At 70.6% G+C, this 24,175-nt stretch carries 27 protein-coding genes; 11 read left to right on the top strand and 16 right to left on the bottom strand.

Annotated features, from left to right (window positions below; translation table 11 throughout):
• Positions 1-252 precede the first annotated feature (252 nt).
• Together OHA05_RS21855 and OHA05_RS21850 are read right to left on the bottom strand one after the other, a co-directional pair.
• Positions 253-675, bottom strand: coding sequence for a hypothetical protein (locus OHA05_RS21855; protein ID WP_328861491.1), 423 nt, complete (start codon positions 673-675; stop codon positions 253-255).
• Positions 672-1,598, bottom strand: a complete 927-nt coding sequence (locus tag OHA05_RS21850; protein ID WP_328861490.1) for a polysaccharide deacetylase family protein — start codon at positions 1,596-1,598, stop codon at positions 672-674. The genes OHA05_RS21855 and OHA05_RS21850 overlap by 4 nt, the downstream gene beginning before the upstream one ends.
• A 117-nt stretch (positions 1,599-1,715) precedes the next feature.
• Here OHA05_RS21850 and OHA05_RS21845 point away from each other — a divergent pair, with 117 nt between their 5' ends.
• The 9 genes from OHA05_RS21845 (at position 1,716) to OHA05_RS21805 (ending at position 8,931) form a co-directional block, all read left to right on the top strand.
• Positions 1,716-2,882: a THUMP-like domain-containing protein gene (locus tag OHA05_RS21845; protein WP_443043739.1), complete on the top strand. Its 1,167-nt coding sequence runs from the start codon at positions 1,716-1,718 to the stop codon at positions 2,880-2,882.
• Between the two features lie 88 nt (positions 2,883-2,970).
• Positions 2,971-3,360, top strand: coding sequence for a WXG100 family type VII secretion target (locus tag OHA05_RS21840; protein ID WP_328861489.1), 390 nt, complete (start codon positions 2,971-2,973; stop codon positions 3,358-3,360).
• A 28-nt stretch (positions 3,361-3,388) separates the two neighbouring features.
• Positions 3,389-3,688 carry a WXG100 family type VII secretion target gene (locus OHA05_RS21835; RefSeq protein WP_313944644.1) on the top strand — a complete coding sequence of 100 codons (300 nt, stop codon included), beginning with the start codon at positions 3,389-3,391 and terminating at the stop codon, positions 3,686-3,688.
• 125 nt (positions 3,689-3,813) lie between these two features.
• Positions 3,814-5,655, top strand: a complete 1,842-nt coding sequence (locus OHA05_RS21830; protein ID WP_313944645.1) for an RNase A-like domain-containing protein — start codon at positions 3,814-3,816, stop codon at positions 5,653-5,655.
• Between the two features lie 3 nt (positions 5,656-5,658).
• Positions 5,659-6,369, top strand: coding sequence for a hypothetical protein (locus OHA05_RS21825; protein WP_313944646.1), 711 nt, complete (start codon positions 5,659-5,661; stop codon positions 6,367-6,369).
• Positions 6,370-6,381: 12 nt separating this feature from the next.
• Positions 6,382-6,681 (top strand): RNase A-like domain-containing protein, encoded by a 300-nt coding sequence (locus OHA05_RS21820; protein WP_313944647.1) that lies wholly within the window; start codon positions 6,382-6,384, stop codon positions 6,679-6,681.
• An 8-nt stretch (positions 6,682-6,689) separates the two neighbouring features.
• Positions 6,690-7,331, top strand: coding sequence for a contact-dependent growth inhibition system immunity protein (locus tag OHA05_RS21815; protein WP_313944648.1), 642 nt, complete (start codon positions 6,690-6,692; stop codon positions 7,329-7,331).
• Positions 7,332-7,398: 67 nt separating this feature from the next.
• Positions 7,399-8,061, top strand: a complete 663-nt coding sequence (locus OHA05_RS21810; protein ID WP_328861488.1) for a hypothetical protein — start codon at positions 7,399-7,401, stop codon at positions 8,059-8,061.
• Between the two features lie 144 nt (positions 8,062-8,205).
• On the top strand, positions 8,206-8,931 hold the full coding sequence (locus OHA05_RS21805; RefSeq protein ID WP_328861487.1) for a hypothetical protein: 726 nt from the start codon (positions 8,206-8,208) through the stop codon (positions 8,929-8,931).
• Between the two features lie 30 nt (positions 8,932-8,961).
• On the opposite strand, the gene OHA05_RS21800 is transcribed toward OHA05_RS21805, so the two are convergent.
• The 7 genes from OHA05_RS21800 to tsaB form a co-directional block, all read right to left on the bottom strand.
• Positions 8,962-9,801, bottom strand: coding sequence for a hypothetical protein (locus OHA05_RS21800; protein ID WP_328861486.1), 840 nt, complete (start codon positions 9,799-9,801; stop codon positions 8,962-8,964).
• Between the two features lie 498 nt (positions 9,802-10,299).
• Positions 10,300-11,532, bottom strand: a complete 1,233-nt coding sequence (locus OHA05_RS21795; RefSeq protein ID WP_328861485.1) for an RNA polymerase sigma factor — start codon at positions 11,530-11,532, stop codon at positions 10,300-10,302.
• A 50-nt stretch (positions 11,533-11,582) separates the two neighbouring features.
• Positions 11,583-11,936: a YciI family protein gene (locus OHA05_RS21790; RefSeq protein WP_313944653.1), complete on the bottom strand. Its 354-nt coding sequence runs from the start codon at positions 11,934-11,936 to the stop codon at positions 11,583-11,585.
• A gap of 215 nt (positions 11,937-12,151) precedes the next feature.
• On the bottom strand, positions 12,152-12,409 hold the full coding sequence (locus OHA05_RS21785; protein ID WP_328861484.1) for a hypothetical protein: 258 nt from the start codon (positions 12,407-12,409) through the stop codon (positions 12,152-12,154).
• Positions 12,406-13,515, bottom strand: a complete 1,110-nt coding sequence (gene tsaD, locus OHA05_RS21780; protein ID WP_313944655.1) for a tRNA (adenosine(37)-N6)-threonylcarbamoyltransferase complex transferase subunit TsaD — start codon at positions 13,513-13,515, stop codon at positions 12,406-12,408. Before tsaD ends, OHA05_RS21785 begins: the two co-directional genes overlap by 4 nt.
• Before the next feature lie 3 nt (positions 13,516-13,518).
• Positions 13,519-13,971, bottom strand: a complete 453-nt coding sequence (rimI, locus tag OHA05_RS21775; protein WP_383233943.1) for a ribosomal protein S18-alanine N-acetyltransferase — start codon at positions 13,969-13,971, stop codon at positions 13,519-13,521.
• A gap of 26 nt (positions 13,972-13,997) precedes the next feature.
• Positions 13,998-14,651 carry a tRNA (adenosine(37)-N6)-threonylcarbamoyltransferase complex dimerization subunit type 1 TsaB gene (gene tsaB / locus OHA05_RS21770; RefSeq protein WP_328861483.1) on the bottom strand — a complete coding sequence of 218 codons (654 nt, stop codon included), beginning with the start codon at positions 14,649-14,651 and terminating at the stop codon, positions 13,998-14,000.
• Positions 14,652-14,784: 133 nt separating this feature from the next.
• Between tsaB and OHA05_RS21765 the strand changes: the two genes are divergently transcribed.
• The gene (locus OHA05_RS21765; RefSeq protein WP_328861482.1) at positions 14,785-15,336 is read left to right on the top strand and encodes a L,D-transpeptidase; all 552 of its coding nucleotides are present in this window, start codon (positions 14,785-14,787) and stop codon (positions 15,334-15,336) included.
• 147 nt (positions 15,337-15,483) lie between these two features.
• Here OHA05_RS21765 and OHA05_RS21760 read toward each other — a convergent pair whose 3' ends face one another.
• The 7 genes from OHA05_RS21760 to glmS all read right to left on the bottom strand — a co-directional run bounded on the left by OHA05_RS21760 (position 15,484) and on the right by glmS (position 23,101).
• Entirely contained in the window at positions 15,484-15,666 is a 183-nt protein-coding gene (locus OHA05_RS21760; protein WP_328861481.1) for a hypothetical protein, read from the bottom strand.
• A 359-nt stretch (positions 15,667-16,025) separates the two neighbouring features.
• Positions 16,026-16,538 (bottom strand): tRNA (adenosine(37)-N6)-threonylcarbamoyltransferase complex ATPase subunit type 1 TsaE, encoded by a 513-nt coding sequence (gene tsaE / locus OHA05_RS21755; RefSeq protein WP_328861480.1) that lies wholly within the window; start codon positions 16,536-16,538, stop codon positions 16,026-16,028.
• Positions 16,510-17,745 (bottom strand): alpha/beta fold hydrolase, encoded by a 1,236-nt coding sequence (locus OHA05_RS21750; protein ID WP_313944661.1) that lies wholly within the window; start codon positions 17,743-17,745, stop codon positions 16,510-16,512. The genes tsaE and OHA05_RS21750 overlap by 29 nt, the downstream gene beginning before the upstream one ends.
• 10 nt (positions 17,746-17,755) lie before the next feature.
• Positions 17,756-18,907, bottom strand: a complete 1,152-nt coding sequence (gene alr, locus OHA05_RS21745) for an alanine racemase (protein ID WP_328861479.1) — start codon at positions 18,905-18,907, stop codon at positions 17,756-17,758.
• Positions 18,908-19,343: 436 nt separating this feature from the next.
• Positions 19,344-20,786: an NAD(P)H-hydrate dehydratase gene (locus tag OHA05_RS21740; protein ID WP_328861478.1), complete on the bottom strand. Its 1,443-nt coding sequence runs from the start codon at positions 20,784-20,786 to the stop codon at positions 19,344-19,346.
• Positions 20,787-20,888: 102 nt separating this feature from the next.
• Positions 20,889-21,257 (bottom strand): holo-ACP synthase, encoded by a 369-nt coding sequence (locus OHA05_RS21735; protein WP_313944664.1) that lies wholly within the window; start codon positions 21,255-21,257, stop codon positions 20,889-20,891.
• A complete protein-coding gene (glmS, locus tag OHA05_RS21730) occupies positions 21,254-23,101 on the bottom strand; it encodes a glutamine--fructose-6-phosphate transaminase (isomerizing) (protein ID WP_313944665.1) in 1,848 nt (615 codons plus the stop codon). The genes OHA05_RS21735 and glmS overlap by 4 nt, the downstream gene beginning before the upstream one ends.
• Positions 23,102-23,179: 78 nt before the next feature.
• Here glmS and coaA point away from each other — a divergent pair, with 78 nt between their 5' ends.
• The gene (gene coaA, locus OHA05_RS21725; RefSeq protein WP_313944666.1) at positions 23,180-24,175 is read left to right on the top strand and encodes a type I pantothenate kinase; all 996 of its coding nucleotides are present in this window, start codon (positions 23,180-23,182) and stop codon (positions 24,173-24,175) included.

Genomic DNA, 24,175 nt, shown 5'->3' with positions numbered 1-24,175 from the left:
AACTGAGCAGAGGTGGCGACCAGGTCGATCCGTCGTCGCGGGTGCCGGACCTGCCTGTCGCTGTGTTGGCACTCTCCGGTGGGGAGTGCCAGTGCCGAGACTATGACTGCGATTAGCACTCGGTCAAGCGGAGTGCCAATTCACCACCCTGCGGCGGGTCGTTCCGCTCGTGTGGGGGAAACGCACGGGCGGGGCGGGGCGTTCCCCGGCCCCGGGCGTGTCAGGGGCCGGGCGGGTCAGGGGCCGGGCATGTCAGGGGCCGGCCCTGCGCGGCGCGTCACGGGCTCCCCGGGGCGCGGCTTCGCCCCCACGGCCCGGCCAGGCTTCGTGCGTACGGCCCGGCGCGGCGTCGTACGCACGGTGCGGGCGATGGGCGCGATGGGTGCCATGGGCGCGATGGACCCGGTGGATACGGCCCAGCAGCCGGGTCGCCGGTTCGGCGAGACCCGGAGCGTCGAGACCCTCGGAGCGGACGCGGCCCTCGGCGCGCGACGGTCCCGGGAGTGCGCCCACTCGGCGTACCGCCGGCGCCGTGGGCCCGGGGTCGACCTTCTCGACCGCCCTGCGGCCGAGCCGTTCGAGCGGGTCCACGGCTGCCGGGGCACAGCCGACACAGACGAGCAGCGCACCGGCCACGACCACCGTCGCGGCCGACGGCCGGAGCGCGCGGCTCATACGTAGTCCTCCAGCTTGGCCACGGCGTACCCCTTGTCGGTCACCGTCTTCATGACCTTGCGGATCATGTCGGGCATGGTGCCCTTCCACTCGTCGCTGCCGCGGAAGTGGGTGAGGATGATGTCGCCCGGGTGCAGATCCCGGTCCCACTCGCGCCATTCCATGTGGTCGGGGAACGCCTCGGCGGCCCACAGCGGCACGGCCTTGACGCCGCACGAGCGCGCGGCCCGCAGGGTGTCCCGGTTGTAGTTGCCGTACGGCGGCCGGAAGAGCGGCGGCCGCTTGCCGTACCGCTTCTCGAGCTTCTCCTGCTGGTCGCAGATCTCCCGCTTCTGCGCGGCGTAGGAAAGACCGGGCAGATAGCGGTGGTTGAGGGTGTGGTTGTGCAGCGAGACCCCGCGGTCCTGCATCCGCTGGAAGTAGTCGTAGTCGTCGTTGATGACGTAGTCGCTGAGGAACGCGCTGTACGGGATCCGCAGATCGCTCATCATCCGCAGCAGGTCGGGGTCCTTCTCCGAGCCGTCGTCGATCGTCAGGAAGACGACCTTCTCCTTGACCGGAACGGTCGTGAAGACGGGCGGCATCGAATCCTGCCCCTCGACCTCGAAGCCCTTGCGGGTGGTGATCTTCGGCTTGACGGCGGGCGGCGGCGGTGCGGCCAACGGGGTCCGGGAGAGGCCCCACTTCTTGGCGGCGGCCGCCCGGGCCGTCTGGTCGCGCTTGATCCGGGCCGCGCGGGCGGCGAGCGCGCCTGCCGCGCCGGCCTCCTTCCGGGCCTCGGGATGACGGTCGGCCTTCGGGCCGCCGGCCCCGTCCGTGGACTCGGCCGCACAGGCGGAGCCGAGGAGGGCGACGAGCAGGGCGGCCGCGACGGCACGGCGGTGCGCCCGGCCGCGACGCGATCGGGTGAGTTTTGCTGGCATGTTTCCGTTTTGTCCGACTAGCTGCATGGCGCTGGATCCTGTCAGCACGGATCCCCACGGCCGGGCCGACACCTCCACCACGGGCAGACCATCGCCCACCTGGCCCACAATGGGCCGGTGAACGACCTCCCACTCTTCGCCGCCCTCCGTACCGAGGAAGGCCGGACCCTGCTCGCCGCCCTGCGGGACCACGACCCGGCCGAGGAACTGGCGATCGCCACGCGGCTGCGCCGCGAACACGCCACCGAGCTGGTCTCGGCGGCCCTGGGACAGGCGCGGCTGCGGCAGCGGGCGGTCGCGAAGTTCGGCGAGCAGGACGCGTACCGGATGTACTTCACGCCGAACGGTGTCGAGCAGTCGACGCGCAAGCCGGTCGCGGAGTACCGGGCCCGGCGCTTCGGGGAGCTCGGCACGGCCGAGGTCACCGACCTGTGCTGCGGGATCGGCGGCGACGCGATCGCCCTGGCCCGGGCCGGCATCCGCGTCCTCGCGGTGGACCGCGACCCGCTGACGGCGGAGACGGCGCGCGCGAACGCGGACGCGCTGGAGCTCGGTGACCGGATCGAGGTGCGCTGCGCGGACGTCACGGAGATCGCGACCGGACCGGGCGCGGTGTTCCTGGACCCGGCACGCCGGGGAGGCCGGGGCCGCATCTTCGACCCGGAGGCGTACTCCCCTCCCCTGTCCTGGGCGATCGAGGCGGTACGCCGGGCGGGCACCGGCGCGGTGAAGATCGCCCCGGGCATCCCGCACGAACTGATCCCGGACGACGCCGAGGCGGAGTGGATCTCGGACGGCGGCGATGTGAAGGAGGCGGTGCTGTGGTTCGGCACCACCCCCGGCACCCGCCGCGCCACCCTGCTCCCGGGCCCGCACTCCCTGCCCGGCCGCGGCCTGCCGGACCCGGCGGTCCGCACGGTGGGCCGCTACCTCTACGAGCCGGACGGCGCGGTGATCCGGGCGCACCTGGTGGCGGAGGTTGCGGAGGACCTGGACGGCGGCCTGATCGACGAGACGATCGCGTACATCACGGCGGACGAACTGCGCCCGACGCCGTTCGCCACCGCGTACGAGATCACGGACGAACTCCCCTTCAACCTCAAGAAACTGAAGGCGCTTCTGCGGGAGCGGGAGGTCGGCAACCTGACGGTGAAGAAGCGCGGCTCGGCGGTGGAACCGGAGGAACTGCGCCGGAAGGTGAAACCGCAGGGGCGGAACGCGGCGACGGTGTTCCTGACGAGGGTGGCGGGGGCGCCGACAATGCTGGTGGGGCGTCCGGCGTAGCGCACGTCACACGAGGCTTCCCTTCTGCAACCACCGTGCTGTCAGGGGCCGTTGTTAGGCTGCCGTGGACCACACGACAGGGGGAGCCGTGGAGAACAATGCCGACTTGGTCGCGTCGAGCGGCGACCTGACCCGACTGGCCCGGGACCTCGACAGCATGCAGCGCCATCTGGACAACCAGGTCCGGCGGATGGACGCGATCGTCGACCGCATCGAGGCAGGCTGGCAGGGTGAGGCGGCCAAGGGCTACCGGGCCCTGCATCGGGGCGCGGCCGAGGACGCGGTACGCATTCGGGAAACGCTGAAGGTCATCGAGACGGCGGTACTCCTCGGCAGGGACGGCTTCACTGAGGAGGACCTCGAGACGATGCGGCAGATACGGAGCATCGCCTCTGGGGTGGACGTAGCCCGCGAAGCACGTGAACTGTCCGGTGAACCCTCAGGGGCATCAGCGCGCAGCGCGCTGCGGGACATGTGACCAGAAGAGACCGGCCCGGGGGCACGGAATGACCGACGACCACATAGGTGTGAACTTCTCGACGCTGACAGACCTGGCGAGAGAGCTCGAGGACGTCCTAAGAAAGCTGAACGAGGGCTTGGAGGTCCTGTACGGCAGGACTGAGAAGGCCGTCCTGACCTGGAAGGGCGAGGCGCGCGAGGCCTTCGTCGACGAACTCGACAAGTGGGACCGCCAGATGCAGGACCTCCAGGCGGCACAGGCCTGGTTGCACGAGGTGGTGACGACCGGCCACGCGAACTACGCGGAGGCGCACAGGGCTGTGCTGCGAGGGTGGGGGGCCTCCTGATGGCGGAGCCGACTCCCGCACCCTCCGGCTCAGCTCCTCCTGCATCAGGCGGCGACTCGCCGAAGTCACCTTCTGGCGAGCCAACGCCAGAACCTTCTCCCGGGTCGCTCGAAGACCCCAATGGCGTGGACATCTCCCGCCATGACACCGGGTCGGCGGAACGGGAACGTAAGCGGAACGTCGAGGACCTCAAGCCCGCCGAGCCGCCCAACACCCCTGGCGGGTTCGACATCAGGCCGAGCCACGTCTACTACGCGTCGGGGCTGGTCAGCAACCAGCAGTTCGAGTTCCACAAGTCCGCGACAGGTCTGCTCGGTTCCGTGGGCGGGTGGAGCCAGACCCAAGTGGCCGGCCGCGGTCATGGTGCGGACGCGTTCGCGGACGCCTACAAGAAGGTCGCGAAGCGGTACCTGGAGGTCTGGGCGCGGGCAATCCTCAGCATCGAGGGCGTCGTGGTCGGCCTGACGGAGACAGCGAACAACTATCAGCGTGCGGATTGGAACTCACGTCAGGCCAATCGGCACCACCAGCTGGAGATGCCGCCTCTCCAAAGTCCACCGGTGTGCGTCGGCAAAGTCACTTACGAATCCGTCTCTTCGATCAAATGGACCGGAACGGGCGACCACTCGGGGCCCCTCTTGGCGTGGGCGGGCGACGGGCCGGACTGGCTGGCCGACACCTTCAAGGAAGCGTTCGAACACGGGCTCCGGCTCGGCAAGACGGTGGAAATCACCCCAGGCGCGGACACTGGGCAGCTGAGAGCGATCGGCGACGCGTGGCAGGTGTCGGGCAAGTCTGCGAAGCAGTCGGCCAAGAGCTTCTCGGACTGCATCGCGTACATCACCAATAGCGGCAACAGCGAGTGGCAAGGTGCCATGAACGCGTTCTGCCAGTCGATCTGGGGTACGACCGCCTGGGGGCGGAGCCGCGACTCGGACAACCAGGACGTGGCTCGGGACACTCCCGGCAGCCGGGATTGGAAGACCAAAGGGTCAGAGGCTGCCAATGCCAGGCGCCCTATCATCGAGGTCCTGGCGAAAACCGCCAATGAACTGCATCAGGCTTTCCACGACGCCGCCGACGCCGCCGACAAAGCGCGTGAGACGACTTCCCGCCTCGGGGCCGAGGCAGCGAAAGCGACGATCAAAGATCTCACTACTGGCCTCGACCTTGCGGAGTTGACTCGACTGACGGCGACGTTGGCGTTCGGTGAGATCGTCATGACGTTCCGCTCCCACATGGACAAGTCGGGTGCCGACGCCGCTGTCGAGGCCTGTCACAAGGCCTTCCACGAGGCCTCCGCCAAGGTCGACAAACTCATGGCGGAACTCGACGAGGCATTCTTGAGCGCTCCGACCTTCGCGGCTGGTGAAGCGAGGGCCCGATCGTTCGGAGCACGAGCTCTGGACGAGTTCAAGCCTCGCCACAGATGGACGAAGGATGGCCACACCGACCTGGGCATCTACCAGATCGACCTTGCGTCAACCGAGTGGCTTGAGAACTCCCATACGGCAACACGGCATGTGGGGCTGACGGACGAGCAGCTCGCGCAGCGACTACGGGACGATCTCAAGAAAGGCCCTCGGCCTGTCATCGAAGGGCAGCCCCCACCTGCGTGGCCGCACGGCCAGCCGTTTCCGGCAAACGCCTCGACGTTCAAGGATCTCGACACAGCGCAGCGAGTGACTCAGTACAACATCGACGAGCATGCGGACGAAATCAAGAACTGGATCGAACGCCAGCAGTCCGGGTCCAAGAGGGAGCCCCTTGAACTGCCACTGGACAGCACACCGTACGGCACGACAGGGAGGAGCATCGACCGTCAACACATGAGGGACGATCCCTTCCCGGCGAACAAGGCAGAGGACACCTACGGCGTCAAGACTAAACTCGTCTTCAATGAAGACCTCGATCCGCCCTTCGTCGTCATGACGTCCATGCCTGTAGTGGGCGACAAGGAGAGTTAGCTCATGGCCACATCTGCGCCGCGGCAGCGCGAGCACTTCCGAATCTCGGGTGCCAGAGCTCTCCTGAAACCGTTCCACCGCAAACTTCCGGTAGAACGCGACCTGTGGGAACCCATCGTGGCACCGATGGTGCGAGGGATGGACTACGCCGCTGCCGGCGGCGGACGGAACCTGTGGGAAGTCGCTGCCGAACTGCGCCTGACGGCTGATCTCTTCACCGATGCACTGACAAAAGGAACGCCCCTCCCGAAGAGGATTCCACAAGCAAGTCCGCTGGATATGACACCTGTCACCCTCCGAGAGATCGCCGACCATGTCGAGGAATGCACCTCGAAGCCCAGAGGCGATGTCATGGTGACAACATCCGAGCTCTCTCTGCGTTTTCCACGCCTCATTCCTCTGCTGTCCGTCTACTTCGGCCAGGACGGCACTGCGATCTCCGACGACATGAGTGGATCTACGATTGAAGAGGGCCTCCAGATGTGGATCGATCATGTCCATCCGCAGTGCCCCTGGGAACTCCCCGGAGTGGCCGCCGAGTGCTATGAGGCGCTGGCTGTCTTCCACGACGAAGACACCGTCGACCGATTCTTCGCTCAGGAACACGGCGGAGGCTCGGGGGAGCCGGATTTCATGGAGTTCCTCCCGTTGTTGGCGCAGACGTGCATCGACCATATGAAGGCCCACCACCCACCCGTCTGGAAAAGGCAATAGGTACTCAGAACCATGAGAACTCGGTCCGCCACGTACCCCGACCGGGAGACCGCCCAGTGGGCGACCCAGCACGTCGTGACCGCCAACGAGCAGGTCATTCACCGCTGGCTCGCACAGTCCACCCGCGATCGGCTCACCATCGAGAGCGCCTGGCCGTCCCGCCCTCAGCCCGTAGGGCGCGTCCTGTTGCAGGCGATGATGCTCGCCGGGCGTGAGCCCATTGACGTCCGTTCCGCCCGCGTGGTCCTCAAGCGGGACACGGCGAGCCCCCACGGGTTCACCGTCCACGCCACCTTCCCGATCTACCTCTAGAGGCATCCGTGTCCCTGAAGCCGCGCGAACACGACCGCAAGTTCGGCGAGTTGGACCAGGTCGTCCGCGCCTACACAGGCCGGAACGCCGACGACGACGAACCGCTCACGGCCTACCTCCGGCACACATGGCGCACCCGCCCGTGGGCGATCGCGATCGCCGAGCAGCAACTGCGCGAGTACGCCGGCAACCCGCCCGGGCGGCTGCGCCTGCGGCTCGGCGAGTTCTATCCCGTACCGGACGTCGGTCTTCCCGACGACGAGATCCAGGGGTGGCTCATTCGCCTCGCCGACCGGCTCAAGGAGAGCGTCGAGACGGGCCAGGCCCCGCCTCCCGCCCCGCCCCGGACTCGTTGGGAATGGCATGCCCGCTTCCCGGAACTGGCGCAGCTTCTGGGCGGCTGGTTCTCACAGGACATGCCCGACGAGTTCGAGGACCACGACGAGGCGCTTCAGGACTACTTGGACACCACAGACAGCGGCCTGATCGCCCAGCTCACGGGTGAGGTGCACGATGCCCTGACCCTTCCCCTGGAGGAGTCGGACTACGCCTTGGCCCTGGACGAGTTGGGCATGGAGGTCGACCCGCCGGAGCCTTTCACCCCCAGCGGCTGGCTCGCGGACCTGGCCGTGCAACTGCGCCAGCGGTGAGCAGCCCTTCCCGCGCCTCCGTCAGATCCTGACGGTCCATTCCAGGGCGCCCCTCAGCATGCACGAGATGACCACGTACACCGGAGCTGTCTTCAACAACGGCCCGGTCTCCAGGCTCCTCGATCTGGCAGTCGCGTGCCGACGGGACAGCGCCAACGCCGCCCTTGAGGACGAGCTGGCCCGGTTCTGCCGAACGGTCAGGAACTCACCGGAGACCGACTGGGCCATGCCCGTGGCCACGGTGTCGGCTCTCCTCGATCTGCTCTCGGATCAGCTCGAGTCCGGGAAGCCGCCGGCGACGCCCATCGGGTTCTCCGAGAAGCTTGCCGAAGCCGCCGGCGATCTCCCGGGGCCGGAATTCCTCAGGCTGCTTTCCGGTCTGCTCCGACTTCAGGAACGGGAGTCTCTTCCGGATTTCGATGAACTGCCCATGGCAGCCTGGGAAGCCGTTCTGAAGTTCGGCAGAATCGCGGAGTTCTGGTGGTGGGTGGACTCTGGCGAGTATGAGGACTTCGACGAAGGGGTGCGGGAGGGCGTCGCGAGCGAGCATCCGAACCGCTGCCATCAGGACATGTCCGCGCTGGCCGCACAGGTGCAGGAGGCTCTGCTGTTTTTCCCCACATCGCAGGCGCGGGGGGCCGGGCTCGTCGAGGTGATCCCCTGGGCCTCCAAGCCGGTCCTGCGGGCCATTCTCGACGCCGTCCACGTCCACTTCGAAGAGCAGCACTGAGGCCGCTCCCGTATCGAGACCGCCGGGCTGAGCCCGTCGGGCGGTGATGCCAGCGGATCGTCGCCCCCGTGTCCCCCACCGCCACGTCCGTCGAACTACCAGGACACAACATTACGTACCGTTGTGTGCATCAGAAAGGTCCTCATGCTGAGCGAAGAGACCATGGGGTATTTCCGCTTGTCGGGTGCCCGATCCCTGTTGAGCGTTTTCGCCTCCACCGGCATCCCCGGCGATACCGGGGAATGGCAGAGCCGGCTGCACCCGGTTCTTCGCGGCCTTGTCTACGCCCAGAAGGGCGGCGGGCGGACGCTCTACGAAGTCGCGGCTCAACTGCGCCAGGCCGCCGACCTGTTCGACGCGGATCCGTCGGGCGGGGGCGGCAGAGAAGAGCTGAAAAACCTCCCGCGGGCGGTCCCGGCGGAATGCACATCGACCGCTCTGCGGGCCATCGCCTCCCACGTCGAGCAGTGGTACTCGGGAAGCCGCGAGGAGTACTACCGGCCACCGCTCACCGCCGAGGAACTGCTGTTGCGTTTCCCGCGCTTCCGTCAGTACCTGATGATCTACTTCGGCCAGGACGGCCTGGCGGTCTCGGATGATATGCAAGGCGCCTCCGTGGAGGAGGGCATCCGGATGCTGATCGAGGAGTGCCATCCCGCATGTGTGTGGGAACTTCCCGGTCTGGCCGCCGAAGCCTATGAAGCGTTGGCCCTCTTCCAGAACCACGAAGACTCTCTGGACCGCTTCTTCTCCATGGAACTGGGAGGAGGGTCCGGGTCTGCGGATTTCGTAGAGTTCCTGCCGATGCTGGCGCAGGCATGTATCGGTCACTTGGCAGAAGCGCACCCTCCGGTGTGGGACAAGCACTGAGGCCGCTCCCGCGTCGCGCGGGCCACCGCCTCAGTCCCCCGGGCCCGCCCGCAGCGCCGAGCGCAGGCGCCCCACCCGGTCGTGGACCCCGGCGGACGCGGGCGGCAGTGCGGCAAGCCGGTCCGTGTCCGTGCATGTGCGGCACAGGCCTCCCGGCAAGGACGCCGGTTCGCCCGGGGCTCCGCAGTCCGTGCACTCCATCACCATTCGGGGCGCCGGGGGTTCCGGTGGGAGCTTCGACAGCAGGCGGGCGCGGACGAAGCCGTACGGGTGGGAGACCTGTGCCGGGAGTCCCGCCGTCATGGCCGAGAGCAGTTGGCTCTCGCTCGCGCCGCGCTCGAACCATGCGCCCGCCGCGGCCTCCAGTGCCGCGCACTCCGACGCCGAGAGCGTCAGCCGTGCCTCGATACGCCCGAGTCGGGCCAGGACGTCGTAGCCCGCCGTCCTCGCCAGGGCGGCAGGGATCGTCGAGGTCCCGAGTTCACCGGCCGCGAAGTTCGCCCACCAGGCGTCGTCGCGGGGCGTACGGGACCAGTACGAGCGCCAGACCCAGATGTTCGTGCCCGACGCGCTCGTGACGCACTGGCGGACACGGCGGTAGTGGCCCGCCGCCGAGAGGTTGTTCAGAATGGTCGCCACCGCGCACTGGCCGTAGCCCGGCAGGTGCTTGGCGAGCATCTTCACCGAGATGTCCGCGCCCTCGGGCTGCCGGTCGACATAGTCCGCGACCGCCCCTTCACGCCTGGGCAGATGTGCGAAGTCGTCCGCGCGGCGGGGGCGTTGGGAGGGGGCGAGGCGTTTGCCGTAACCCGGATTGGCCATCGGATGGGCGGCCGGGCGCGGGGCAGGATTAAACTGCTGAACAGCCATGAGATCGGCTCCACGATCTTGTAGGTCAGACCCCTGTGTGGTGTTGGTAGCACCGCATGGGGGTCGTTCTGTCTGCCTTCGGGGCGCACGCTACACGGCAACGGCAGTGTGTCGCGACTCGATCACAAAAAGTCATCTCGCCTGGTGCGCGGCTGAGTTGGGGTGGGTGGGTGGGAACAATCCCCCCACCCAATCTGTAGAGAAGGAGCTCGAATCCCGAGCCCCGAAGCTCAAGCCCCGACCTGCCGCTACGTGGCTCGACGCGTACGACGAACCGGGCCCGGAACGTGCGCAGTTGTGATGCGTCAGGGAGACCGCACCTGAGCTTCGAGCCCCGGCAGGCCGCCCACGGAGGAGACCCTGGAGGCACACCTCGCCGAAGCGCTCGTCGACGGTGATCGTGCTGCGGACGGCACCCCGGTCGTCCGTGTGCTGGACGTCCGTCCGGTCGTTCCGGACCGTACCTGTCGGTGGGATCTCGAAGCTCGCCGTGGCCGCCTACGGCGCGCAGCGTGAGGCACGCTCCAGCAGCAGTTCCCTCTCCCGTTCGTTGCGGGTCAGCGACGCCGCCCGCTCGAACTCCGTACGCGCCTGCGCACCCCGCCCCAGGCGTTCCAGCAGGTCACCCCGCACACTCGGCAACAAGTGGTAGTCCTTCAGGGCCGGTTCCCCGGCGAGAGCGTCCACCAGGGCCAGGCCCGCCTCCGGGCCCTCTGCCATCGAGATCGCGACCGCCCGGTTCAACTCGACCACCGGGGAAGGGACGAGCGCGGCCAGACGGCCGTAGAGGGAGGCGATCGTCCGCCAGTCGGTGTCCTCGTAGCGGACCGCCTGGGCGTGGCAGCCCGCGATGGCCGCCTGGACCGCGTACGGGCCGGTGCCCGCTCGTTGCAGGGCGTCCATGCCGCGCCCGATCAGCATCCTGTTCCACTTGGCGCGGTTCTGGTCCGCGAGCAGCACCGGCTCGCCGTCGGGGCCCGTGCGGGCCGCGATGCGGGAGGCCTGGAACTCCAGCAGCGCCGTCAAGCCGTGCACCTCCGGCTCGCGGGGCATCAGGCCCGTGAGGACGCGAGCGAGGCGGAGGGCGTCCTCGCACAGTGCCGGGCGCAGCCAGTCGTCGCCGGCCGTGGCCGAGTAACCCTCGTTGAAAATCAGGTAGATGACCTCCAGCACGGAGTCCAGACGCTCGGCGCGCTCGGCGGGGCCCGGTACCTCGAAGGGGACGCCGGCCTTCGCGAGCGACCGCTTCGCGCGGACGATGCGCTGCGCGACCGTCGGCTCCGGGGCGAGGTAGGCGCGGGCGATCTCCTCGGTCGTCAGGCCGCCGAGCAGCCGCAGGGTCAGCGCGATCCGCGCCTCGGTGGAGAGCACCGGGTGGCACGCGGTGAAGATCAGCCGCAGCAGATCGTCGTCGATGTCGTCCACGTCCGACGGCTCGGGCGGCGGCACGTCCTCCAGGGTCCGCCCGACCTCGGCGAGCTTGCGCGCGTACGTCTCCTTGCGGCGTACGAGATCGATCGCGCGGTGCTTGGCGGTGGCCATGAGCCAGGCGCCGGGTCTGTCCGGCACGCCCGACTCCGGCCACTGCTCCAGCGCGGCGACCAGGGCGTCCTGCGCGAGTTCCTCGGCTATGCCCACGTCCCGCACGATGCGGGCGACGCCGGCGATGATCCGCGCGGACTCGATCCTGAACACCGCTTCGACCGTTTCGGTCGCGCTTGCTGCCGTCACGGCCACCCATCAGAACAGCCGTGCCGGGGCGGGGCAAGCGCGACCGGCTCTCACTCCTCGATCTGGCGGACCTCGGCGGTGACGTTCCATTCGGCCGGGTGGATCTCCAGGAAGCGCTTGGCCCACTCCAGGGCCTCGGCCTTGTCCTTGGCCTGGATGATGGAGTAGCCGCCGATGACTTCCTTGGTCTCGGTGAACGGCCCGTCGGTGTAGCTGATCTTTCCGGTGGACCAGTGGACCCGGGTGCCGTCGGCGGTCGGGGTGAGCCCGGCGGTGTCGAGCATGACCCCGGCCTTGGTGATCTCCTCGAACAGCGCGCCCATGCGCTCGTCGAACTCGGGGCCGGCGGCCTCCCTGGGCAGGTTCTGCTCCTCGATGCGGATCATGGTCAGGAAGCGCGGCATGGTGACTCCTCGGTCGGGAGGGCGGGGGACTTCCCTGCCTCTCACCCCTGCGTCGAACGGGAGGCCGCCGGATCGACAGCTCCCGGAGAATTCTTCTGAGAATCTTCCCGAGCTGCCATCGGAACGGCCCGGCTACGCCGAAGGAGGCCGCCGAGAGCTTCCACCTGAGTCCGCACTGCCGCCTGCGGTACCGCCGCCGGAACCCGCAGAACCGCCTACGAAACCGCCTCGAACCGCCACCGGTGCACCGGACGCGTCACCAGCCCCCCGTCCGGCTCCGGCAGCTCCGGCAGGTCCGCGTCGAGGCCCGGGGCCTCCCACCAGGTGATGACCAGGACGCGGTCGTCGGGTGCGCGGAAGAACTCGACGCGTACGGGCTCCCGCGGCAGTTCCTGCGCCCTGGCCCAGGCGAGCAGTTCCGGCCCCCGCCCCTGGACCGCGCGGGCCTCCCACATCAGCGCGACGGCCGTCATGAGTACAGGTTGTCCTTGCTGACCTCGTGCACATGGTCGTGGTCGTGGGTGTGGTCGTGCGCGGCTCCCGGGACGTGCGGGTCCGTCACCGGGAGCGAGGAGTCCGCGGACAGCTCCCAGTCGGACGCCGGCCGGTTGCGCGCCACCATCTCCGCGCCCAGCGCGGCGACCATTGCGCCGTTGTCCGTGCACAGCTTCGGCCGCGGCACCCGCAGCCGGATGCCGGCCTTCTCGCAGCGCTCCTGGGCCAGCGCGCGCAGCCGGGAGTTGGCGGCCACACCGCCGCCGATCATCAGGTGGTCGACACCCTCGTCGAGACAGGCGCGCACCGCCTTGCGGGTCAGTACGTCGACGACCGCCTCCTGGAAGGACGCGGCCACGTCGCGCACCGGCACCTCCTCGCCCGCGGCCCGCTTCGCCTCGATCCAGCGGGCGACGGAGGTCTTGAGCCCGGAGAACGAGAAGTCGTACGCCGGGTCGCGCGAGCCGGACAGGCCGCGCGGGAACGCGATCGCCGCCGGATCGCCTTCCTTGGCGAGCCGGTCGATCACCGGACCGCCCGGGAAGCCGAGGTCGAGCACGCGCGCGATCTTGTCGAAGGCCTCGCCGGCGGCGTCGTCGATCGTCGCGCCCAGGGGCCGTACGTCGCTGGTGATGTCGGGCGCGAGCAGCAGCGAGGAGTGACCGCCGGAGACCAGCAGCGCCATCGTCGGCTCGGGCAGCCGGCCGTGCTCCAGCTGGTCGACGCAGATGTGCGAGGCGAGGTGGTTCACCCCGTACAGCGGCTTGCCGAGGGCGTACGCGTACGCCTTGGCCGCCGACACGCCCACCAGCAGAGCGCCCGCGAGGCCCGGGCCCGCGGTCACGGCGATGCCGTCGAGGTCGCGCGCCGAGACACCGGCCTCCTGGAGCGCGCGCTCGATGGTCGGCACCATCGCTTCCAGGTGCGCGCGCGAGGCGATCTCGGGCACGACTCCGCCGAAGCGGGCGTGCGTGTCCACACTGGAGGCGATGGCGTCGGCGAGCAGCGTCGTGCCGCGGACGATGCCCACGCCGGTCTCGTCGCAGGAGGTCTCGATGCCGAGTACGAGCGGTTCGTCAGCCATCAGTTAAGTCTCTGTTCCTTGTACGGGGAGCCGCATGACGAGGGCGTCGACATTGGCCGGCTGGTAGTAGCCGCGCCGGAGTCCGATGGGCTCGAAGCCGAAGCGCGCGTACAGCTTCTGGGCCCTGGTGTTGTCCACGCGCACTTCGAGGAGCACCTCGTCGCACTCGAAGGCGGTGGCGTGCTGGAGCAGATCGGTGAGCAGCCGGGCGCCCAGTCCCGTGCCCCACTGATCGCGGGCGACGGCGATGGTCTGGACGTCCGCGAGACCGCCGGCGGCCGCCAGGCCCGCGTAGCCGACGATCTTTCCGTCCGCCTCGGCGACCACATAGCGGCGCGTCGCGCGCGGCCCGCGGGAGTGCGCGAGCTCGGACCAGAACATGCCGGTCGACCAGGCATCCTCCGGGAACAGGGCGTGTTCCAGGTCGAGCACGGGCCCGATGTCCCACCAGCGCATCTCACGCAGCGCGGCCGGGGAAGCGCTCACTTGGGCGTGACCACCTTGTAGTTCTTCGGCACCTGGGCGTCCGGCCTGCGCAGATACAGCGGCAGCGGGGGCAGGAACTCCTCGCCCGCGGCCAGCTTCTCGGCGGCCAGCGACGCCAGGGCCGCGGCCGACACATGCTCGGGGCCGCGGGTGTCGGGGAAGGCCTCCGGGTAGAGCAGTCCGCCGGCCCCGACGACGGGCAGTCCGGCCACCTGCTCGGCGATGTCGGCGGGCCGGTCGACCGCGGGCTCTCCGATCCGCTCGCGCGGGGAGGCGTAGCGGGCCCAGTAGACCTCCTTGCGGCGGGCGTCCGTGGCGACGACGAACGGTCCCTCCAGGCCGGAGGCGTATGCGAGGCCGTCCAGCGTGCAGAGGCCGTGGACCGGCACTCCGAGCGCCGAGCCGAAGGTCGTGGCCGTCACCAGGCCGACCCGCAGGCCGGTGTAGGGGCCGGGTCCGACGCCGGCCACCACGGCGGTGACGGCGTCGAGTTTCACCCCCGCCTCGGCGAGGACGCGGTCGACGGCGGGCAGCAGCAGTTCGCCGTGGCGTCGGGCGTCGACGCTGCTGGAGGCGGCGACGACGGACGTGCCGTCGTGGAGGGCGGCGGTGACGGCGGGCGTGGCGGTATCAACGGCGAGCAGGAGCACGCAAACAGCCTACGGCTCCCGCGCCGGGGGCATGGAGCGCCGTCGGCCCGAGCGCCTGCTGCTACCGTCACCTCCACCAGGACATGGGGGCGCTCCCCGGCCCGCGCGGCCGAGGGAGAGAGAGGCGGACACGGTGGCACGGAGCAGCTCGGGTCTAGTGGCCGGGCTCACGGCGGCGGCTCTGGCGGCCGTATGTTTCCTCGCCTATCAGGCGCAGGCGAGCGCCCCCGACTCACTGGGCACGTCCCGGACACCGAGTGCGGCCCCCTCGGCGAAGGTTCCCGAGCAGAAGCCGGAGAATCCCCTCGCGCTGCCCGCCGATTCGGGCGCCGGCGCCCGTGTCGTGTACTCGCTCGGCGACCGCCGGGTCTGGCTCGTGAGCGCGAAGAACAAGGTCACGCGGACGTTCGCGGTCATGCCGTCGACGGTGAGCCCGGCGCCGGGCTCGTACTCGGTGACCTCCCGCTCCGGGCAGGTGCCCGGTTCGGACGGGGTGCCGATCGAGCATGTGGTGCGGTTCGCCAGCGTGGACGACGTGGCGATCGGCTTCAGCGCCGCGACGAACGGCGTGCTGGCGAGCCCCGACCCGGAGAAGAAGACCGGCGGCGTGCGGATGAAGCGGGCGGACGGCGACGCGATGTGGACGTTCGCGACGATCGGCTCGAAGGTCGTCGTTCTCCCGTAGGGACGGCTCCCGCGGGCCACAGAGGACTCGGCTCATGCCGGCCCGTCGCCCACCGGAAACCCCTCGGAAAAACCGCTCGTACGAATGACGAGCCGTGACCGAACTGGACGAGTCGCGGCTCGTCTTCCCAGTTTCCCGGGCCCCGAGCTACGCGGCGTCGCGGCGGGGCTCGTCCCGGGTGGCGGGCTGTTCGTCCCTGGGCGGTGTGGACACCGCGCTGGCCGCCGCACACGAGGCCAGCAGATCGCGCATCGACAGGAGGGACGGCGACGGCGGCGCGGAGTGCGCCGGCTGCTGCCGTGGCTGGTGCTCGCGTTCGGACGCCGGCATGGATGCCTCCTGGGTCTCCGGGGGCAGGCCGGTTAGGTAGACCTAACCAGATCTCCGTACCATGTGACCATGCGCAGTGCGACCTGCGCAACATCTTCCCGACGGAATGTCGGAACATCGTCTCTTCGGACCGCGGGGACTCCCGGAGCGGATGCGGCGAGGCAGGTACGGACGGGCCCGGTGCGGGGGTCCGTTGCGCCGGGCTCGGGTGCCGCGGGTCCGGTCGCCCCTGTGCCGCCGGGTCCGGGTGCCGCCAGGCCCGGGTGCCGCCAGGCCCCGGTACCGCCAGGCCGGGTGCCGCCACCTCGGCTGCCGCCGGGTCCGCGATGCCCGTCACTCGGGCCCGCGACGTCCCTCGCTCAGATTCCGGCCGCGGCCAGGTCCACACCCGACCACCGGCCGCCGAACCCGGTCAGCGTGACATCGCGGTGGTCGTCGTCCGTGTCGCCCACGACCCGGTGGATGACCACATGCAGCCGGTCGTCGGAGAGGTCCTCGACCTTGCCGTCGCCCCACTCCACGACCACGACCGACTCGGGCAGCGAGACGTCGAGGTCGAGGTCCTCCATCTCGTCCAGTCCCCCACCGAGGCGGTACGCGTCGACGTGGACCAGCGCGGGGCCGCCGGTGAGCGAGGGGTGGACCCGGGCGATGACGAAGGTCGGGGAGGTGACGGCGCCGCGGACCCCGAGGCCTTCGCCGAGGCCCCGGGTCAGCGTCGTCTTGCCGGCGCCGAGCTCACCGGTGAGCATCACCAGGTCGCCGGGGCGCAGCAGTTTCGCGAGCCGGCGCCCCACGTCCTGCATCTGCTCGGGGGATTCGACGGCGAGACGGGCGACGGCCTCAGCCGCCGGGCTGTGCGGTGCTTCCATACGGGCCAACGTTAGCCGCTGCCGGTACGGCTCCGACGCGTGCCAACAGGTCCGCCAGCCGGTCCGTGACGACCTCCGGGTGCTCCAGCATCACCAGGTGTCCGCCGTCCGGCACGATCACCAGCTCGGAGTCCGGGAGCAGGTCCGCGATGGCCTCGCTGTGCGAGCTCGGGGTCACCAGGTCCTTGTCACCCGCGAGGACGAGCACCGGCACCTCGCGGAAGATGGGCAGCGCCTCCGCCTTGTCGTGCTCGACGAAGGCCGGGTAGAACTCCGCGACCACGTCGATGGGGGTCGACTCGATCATCCGCTCGGCGAACCGCGCGACCGCCGGGTCGACGTCCTTGGACGAGAACGAGTAGCGCTTGATCAGACCGGCGAAGAGGTCGGCGGTGGCGCGCCGGCCGCGCTCGACCAGCTCGGCCTGCGAGCCGAGCGCCTTCAGGACGCCGGGGAGCACCCGCCGTACCGCGTTGACGCCCGCGACCGGGAGGCCGTAGTTCACCTCGCCGAGCCGGCCGCACGAGGTGCCCACGAAGGCGACGCCGACGACGCGCTCGCGCACGACCTCGGGGAACTGGTCGGCCATCGCCATCACGGTCATCCCGCCCATGGAATGCCCGACAAGCACGAGCGGACCCTCGGGCGCCGCCGCGTCGATGACCGCCTTCAGGTCACGGCCCAGCTGGTCGATGGAGACCGGTACGGCGTCCGGGCCCGACTGCGAGGCGCCCCGGCTGGAGCGGCCGTGGCTGCGCTGGTCCCAGTGCACGGTGCGCACCAGGCCGCGCAGGGCGGCGCGCTGGAAGTGCCAGGAGTCCTGGCTGAGGCAGTAGCCGTGGCTGAAGACGACCGTGACCGGCGCGGGCGCCTTGCGGCCGAAGAGCCGGCGGCGGCGCGGGCCCGCCGCGTCCGGGTCGACGTCGTCCACCTCGTAGTACAGCTCGCTGCCGTCGTCGGCGAGTGCCTTGCCGGGCAGTCCGCGCAGCGCGCCGTACGGGCCCGCCGCGTCCAGTGCGAGCCGGGCCTTCTTGCGCATGCCGCGGCCCACCGTCAGCCGCTCCAGTGCGACGCCGGCCGCGGCGCCGGCGGCGATCACGCCTATCGCGGCGCCGGCGACGCCCGCCCGGCGCCAGCTGCCCGTCGCGGCGGACTGAACGGCCGTAGCCGCCACCGCCACGACGTCCCCCGTGCTGGTCTCGCTCACCGTGCCGCTCCTACTCGTCGGAGTCCTCGTTCAGATGGACGCGCGGAACCCTTGTTCCGATGCGGGTGACGATTTCGTAGGCGATGGTCCCTGCCGCCTCCGCCCAGTCCTCGGCGGTCGGCTCGCCCCGGTCACCCGGCCCGAACAAGAGTGCCTCGGCGCCTTCGTGGATCTTCTGCCCACCGAGGTCCACCACGAACTGGTCCATGGCGACCCGCCCCGCGATCGTGTGCCGTTCGCCGCCGACCAGCAGCGGACCCCGGCCGGACGCGTGGCGCGGGATGCCGTCCGCGTAGCCGAGGGGGACGAGGCCGAGCGTCGTCTCGTGCGAGGTGACGTAGTGGTGCCCGTAACTGACGCCGTGTCCGGCCGGGACCTGCTTGACCAGCGCGAGGGAGGCGGCGAGCGTCATGACCGGCCGCAGGCCGAGCTCCTCGTGCGTGCCGAGCTCGGGGCTGGGCGAGATGCCGTACATCGCGATGCCCGTACGGACCAGGTCGAAGTGCGAGTCGGGAAGGGTCAGGGTGGCCGGGGAGTTGGCCAGGTGCCGGACCTCGGGCTCGACGCCCTCCTTCTCGGCGTACGCCACCATCTCGCGGAACACGTCCAGCTGGGCGGCGATCGAGGGGTGACCGGGCTCGTCGGCGCACGCGAAGTGGGACCACAGGCCGGTCACCTTCACGGTGCCCTCGGCCTCCGCATCGAGCGCGGCGGCGACCAGTTCGGGCCAGTCGGCAGGCTGGCAGCCGTTGCGGCCGAGGCCGGTGTCGGCCTTGAGCTGGATCCTCGCCGGGCGTCCCGCCTCCCGGGCGGCGGCCGTGACCTCGGTGAGCGCCCACAGGCCGCTCACCCCCATGTCGAGATCGGCCTCGATGCCCTCGCGCCACGGGTCGCCGGGGGTCCACAGCCAGCACATCACGCGCCCCTGGATGCCGGCCGCGCGCAGCGCCAGCGCCTCCTGGGGGGTCGCCGTGCCGAGCCAGGTCGCCCCGGCCGCCTGGGCCGCCCTGGCGCAGGGCACCATGCCGTGTCCGTACGCGTCCGACTTCACCACGGCCATGAGGGCGGCCTGGGGCGCGCGGGCGCGCAGGGCGCGGACGTTGGCGCGCAGGGCTGCGAGATCGATCTCGGCGCGGGCGCGCGGCGGCGGTGTCTGGCTCATCGCGCCCAGTGTCTCAGAGGGCGGTGAGGATCCTTTGCGGGGCGGCCTGGCGGCCGCAGGAACCCGGTCCTGTGGGCGGGGACGCGCCGCCGGCCGGCCGCGCCTGTCGTCGCACGGCACGCTCTACGGGCGTGTCCTCAAACGCCGGACGGGCTGGAATTACCTGCCCCGCACAGCCGGTGTGCGGCACAAAATCAAGCCCCGCCAGGGCAAGCACCCGCACATCAAGCCCCGCCGGGGCATGGGCCCGCACATCAAGCCCCGCCGGCGATTGAGGCGCGGGGCCCGGGGCAGCGCCCCGGCCACCACCCGCACCCCTCGTCACACCGCACGCCCTACGGGCGTGTCCTCAATCGCCGGACGGGCTGAAATGCCTGCCCCGCAGACCACGCCCGCCCCGCACATCAAGCCCCGCCGGCGATTGAGGCGCACCCCCTCAGGTGTGGGTCACGTCGTGCCACGCCGACGAGAGCGCCGATGCCACCTCGTACGACGTGATCGGCGTGCCCTCCGCCACCGCGTGCCTCGCCGCCAGTCCGTGCAGATACGCCGCCACCGACCCCGCGTCGCGCGGCTCCAGACCCGCCGCCAGCAAGGAACCCGCGAGGCCCGAGAGCACATCGCCACTGCCCGCCGTCGCCAGCCACGGACTGCCCATCGGGTTGACCCGTACAGGCGTACCGCTGCCCTCCGGCGCGGCGACCAGCGTGGTCGAGCCCTTGAGGAGCGCCGTCGCGCCGTAGCGCGCGGCCAGTTCGCGGACGGAGGCCAGCCGTGAGGACTCCACCTCCTCGCGCGCTACACCGAGCAGCGCCGCCGCCTCGCCCGCGTGCGGGGTCAGCAGGGTGGGCGCCTCGCGGTCGCGTACGGCCGCTGCGTCCAGCAACCGCAGACCGTCCGCGTCGACCAGCACCGGGACGTCCGAGGCGAGGACGTCGCGTACGGCCTCCTCGTCGTCGCCGAGACCCGGGCCGACGACCCAGGCCTGTACCCGGCCCGCCTTCGCCGGCGGTCCCGCGTGGACCAGCGTCTCGGGGAACCGGGCGATCACCGCCTCGGCCGCGTGCCCCACGTACCGCACGGCCCCCGCCCCGCCGCGCAGCGCGCCCGCCACGGCCAGCACCGCCGCGCCGGGGTAGCGGGCGGAGCCGGCGACGACGCCGACGACGCCCCGCCGGTACTTGTCGCTCTCCGCCGCCGGTTCGGGCAGCAGACGGGCCACGTCCGCGTGCTGGAGCGCCTCCAGGTCCGGCACGGACGGCAGATGCGCCTCCAGGCCGATGCCGACGAGCCGTACCGTGCCGGCGTACTCGCGGGCCGGGTCGATCAGCAGCCCCGGCTTGTACGTGCCGAACGTCACCGTCGCGTCCGCCCGCAGGGCCTCCCCGCGCACCTCGCCGCTGTCCGCCTCGACACCGCTCGGCAGGTCGACGGCGACGACGACGGCGTTCGAGCCGCGGGCCGCGCGGGCCACCGGTACGGCGTCCGGCCGCAGACCCCCCTTGCCGCCGATGCCGGTGATGCCGTCCAGCACCAGGTCGGCGACGGCCAGCACCTCGAAGGGGTCGTCCGTGACCCGGCCGCCCGCGCCGGTGAAGGCCGCGAGGCCGCCCTGATGTGTCCGGTCCGGGGCGAGGAGCACCGCGGAGACACCCGCACCGCGGCGGGCGAGCCGGGCGCCGGCGTACAGCGCGTCGCCGCCGTTGTCCCCGCTGCCCACGAGCATGACGACGCGCGCTCCGTACACCCGGCCGAGCAGATCGGCACAGGCGGCGGCCAGCCCGGCCGCCGCCCGCTGCATGAGGACGCCCTCCGGGAGCCGGGCCATCAGCTCGGTCTCGGCGTTCCTGACGGTCTCCACGCTGTACGCAGTACGCATGCCCCCGAGTCTGCCCCACCGGGTGCCGGCCCGCGCGGGATCCAAGTGCGCCGGGCGGGAGCGCACTTGCCCGTACGAGCGCGCGGGCGCCGGCCCCCCCTGTCAGCCCTCCGCGATCACCACGGCGGAGGCCACGCCCGCGTCATGACTGAGCGAGACGTGCCAGGACCGCACCCCGAGTTCCTCGGCCCGTGCGGCGACCGTGCCACGCACCCGCAGCCGGGGCCTGCCGTTGTCCTCGACGTACACCTCGGCGTCCGTCCAGTACAGACCCGCGGGCGCGCCGAGGGCCTTGGCGAGCGCCTCCTTCGCGGCGAACCGGGCCGCGAGGGAGGCATAGCCCCGCTGCTCCCCGCTGGGCAGCAGCAACTCGCTCTCCACGAAGAGCCGTCCGGCCATTCCGGGGGTGCGCCGCATCGACGCGGTGAACCGGTCGATCTCGGCGACGTCGATCCCCACCCCGATGATCATTCGACGGTGACCGACTTCGCGAGGTTGCGGGGCTGGTCCACCTCGTTGCCGCGGGCCGTCGCCAGCTCACAGGCGAAGACCTGCAACGGCACGGTCGCCACCATCGGCTGGAGCAGCGTCGGTGTGACCGGAATACGGATGAGGTGGTCGGCGTACGGCACGACCGTCTCGTCCCCCTCCTCCGCGATCACGATCGTCCGCGCCCCGCGCGCCCTGATCTCCTGGATGTTCGAGACGATCTTGTCGTGCAGGACCGAACGGCCGCGCGGCGACGGCACCACGACCACCACCGGCAGGTCCTCCTCGATCAGCGCGATCGGCCCGTGCTTGAGCTCGCCGGCGGCGAAGCCCTCCGCGTGCATGTACGCCAGTTCCTTGAGCTTCAGCGCCCCCTCCAGGGCCACCGGGTAGCCCACATGACGGCCGAGGAACAGGACGGTGTTCTTGTCGGCGAGCGAGCGGGCCAGCGCGCGGACCGGCTCCATCGTCTCCAGCACCCGGTCGACCTCGCCGGAGATCTTCGCCAAGTCCCTTACGACGGCCCGGATTTCGTCACCCCACTTGGTGCCCCGCACCTGCCCCAGATACAGCGCGACCAGATAGCAGGCCACCAGCTGGGTCAGGAACGCCTTCGTGGACGCCACGGCGACCTCGGGACCGGCGTGCGTGTAGAGCACGGCGTCCGACTCCCGCGGGATGGTCGAACCGTTGGTGTTGCAGATGGCCAGCACCCGCGCGCCCTGCTCCCGCGCGTGCCGCAGCGCCATCAGGGTGTCCATGGTCTCGCCGGACTGGGAGATCGCGATCACCAGCGTGCGCTGGTCCAGGATCGGATCGCGGTAGCGGAACTCGCTCGCCAGCTCCACCTCGCACGGGATCCTCGTCCAGTGCTCGATGGCGTACTTGGCAATCATGCCCGCGTGGAAGGCGGTGCCGCAGGCCACGATGACGACCTTGTCGGCCTCGCGCAGCACAGACGCCGGGATGCGCACCTCGTCGAGGGTGAGCGAGCCCTCCGCGTCGATACGGCCCAGCAGGGTGTCGGCGACCGCCTTCGGCTGCTCGGCGATCTCCTTCAGCATGAAGTAGTCGTAGCCGCCCTTCTCGGCGGCCGAGGCGTCCCAGTCCACGTGGTAGGCGCGCACGTCCGCCGGAGCGCCGTCGAAGTCGGTGACCGTCACCCCGTCCCGGCGCAGCTCCACGACCTGGTCCTGGCCGAGCTCCAGCGCCGAGCGGGTGTGGGCGATGAACGCCGCGACGTCCGAGGCGAGGAAGGACTCGCCGTCGCCGACGCCCACCACCAGCGGTGAGTTGCGGCGCGCGCCCACGACCACGTCCGGCTCGTCCGCGTGCACCGCGACCAGGGTGAAGGCACCCTCCAGCCGGCGACACACCTGGCGCATCGCCTCGGGGAGGTCGCCGCAGGAGGAGAAGTTCTCGGCGAGCAGATGCGCCACGACCTCGGTGTCGGTCTCCGAGGCGAGGTCGTGCCCGCGCTCCGCCAGCTCGGCCCGCAGGGCGGCGAAGTTCTCGATGATGCCGTTGTGCACGACGGCGACACGGCCCGCGTTGTCGAGATGAGGGTGCGCGTTGATGTCGGTCGGCCCGCCGTGCGTGGCCCACCGGGTGTGCCCGATGCCGGTGAAACCGCTCGGCAGCGGCCGGTCCACCAGCTCCTTCTCCAGATTGACGAGCTTGCCCGCCTTCTTCGCCGCGGCCAGCCCGCCGTCGGAGAGCACGGCGACCCCGGCCGAGTCGTAGCCCCGGTACTCCAGCCGCTTCAGGCCCGCGATGACCACATCAAGCGCCGACTGTCCGCCGACGTAACCCACGATTCCGCACATGTCGGCAGCCTACGGCGGCACGCGGCGCGTGACCGAGCACACCACCCAGAACCCGCCCGCACCCCTGACAATGTGTAGGTGATCTCTTCGCCGCCACGAAGCGCCCACCGCCGGGCCGAACACGCGTCGACGCCCTACGTCGACCTCACCCGCGCGGAGTGGAGCGCGCTGCGCGAGAAGACGCCGCTCCCCCTCACGGCCGAGGAGGTCGAGCGGCTGCGAGGGCTGGGCGACGTCATCGACCTGGACGAGGTGCGGGACGTCTATCTGCCGCTGTCGCGACTCCTCAATCTGTATGTCCAGGCCACCGGTGAACTGCGGGGCGCGCTCAACACCTTCCTCGGTGACGCGGGCGGCGGGCACGGCGCCCAGCGCGGCACGCCGTTCGTCATAGGGGTCGCCGGCTCCGTCGCGGTCGGCAAGTCCACCGTCGCCCGACTGCTCCAGGCCCTCCTCGCCCGCTGGCCCGAGCACCCGCGCGTCGAACTGGTCACCACCGACGGCTTCCTGCTGCCGATGAAGGAGCTGGAGTCACGCGGGCTGATGTCCCGCAAGGGCTTCCCCGAGTCGTACGACCGCAGGGCCCTGACCCGGTTCGTCGCCGACATCAAGGCGGGCAAGGACGAGGTCACGGCCCCCGTCTACTCGCATCTGATCTACGACATCGTGCCCGGCGAACGCCTGACGGTCCGCCGCCCCGACATCCTGATCGTCGAGGGCCTCAACGTGCTCCAGCCCGCGCTGCCCGGCAAGGACGGCCGCACCCGCGTCGGTCTCGCCGACTACTTCGACTTCTCGGTGTACGTCGACGCCCGCGCCGAGGACATCGAGCACTGGTACCTCAACCGCTTCCGCAAACTGCGGGAGACGGCGTTCCAGAACCCGTTCTCGTACTTCCGGAAGTACACCCAGGTCTCCGAGGACGAGGCACTGGACTACGCCCGGACGATGTGGCGCACCATCAACAAGCCCAACCTGCTGGAGAACGTGGCACCCACGCGCAGCCGTGCCACCCTGGTGCTCCGCAAGGGTCCCGACCACAAGGTCCAGCGTCTGTCCCTGCGCAAGCTCTGA

Source organism: Streptomyces sp. NBC_00306, assembly GCF_036169555.1.
Classification (GTDB): domain Bacteria; phylum Actinomycetota; class Actinomycetes; order Streptomycetales; family Streptomycetaceae; genus Streptomyces; species Streptomyces achmelvichensis.
This window is presented reverse-complemented; position numbering and strand designations above follow the sequence as displayed.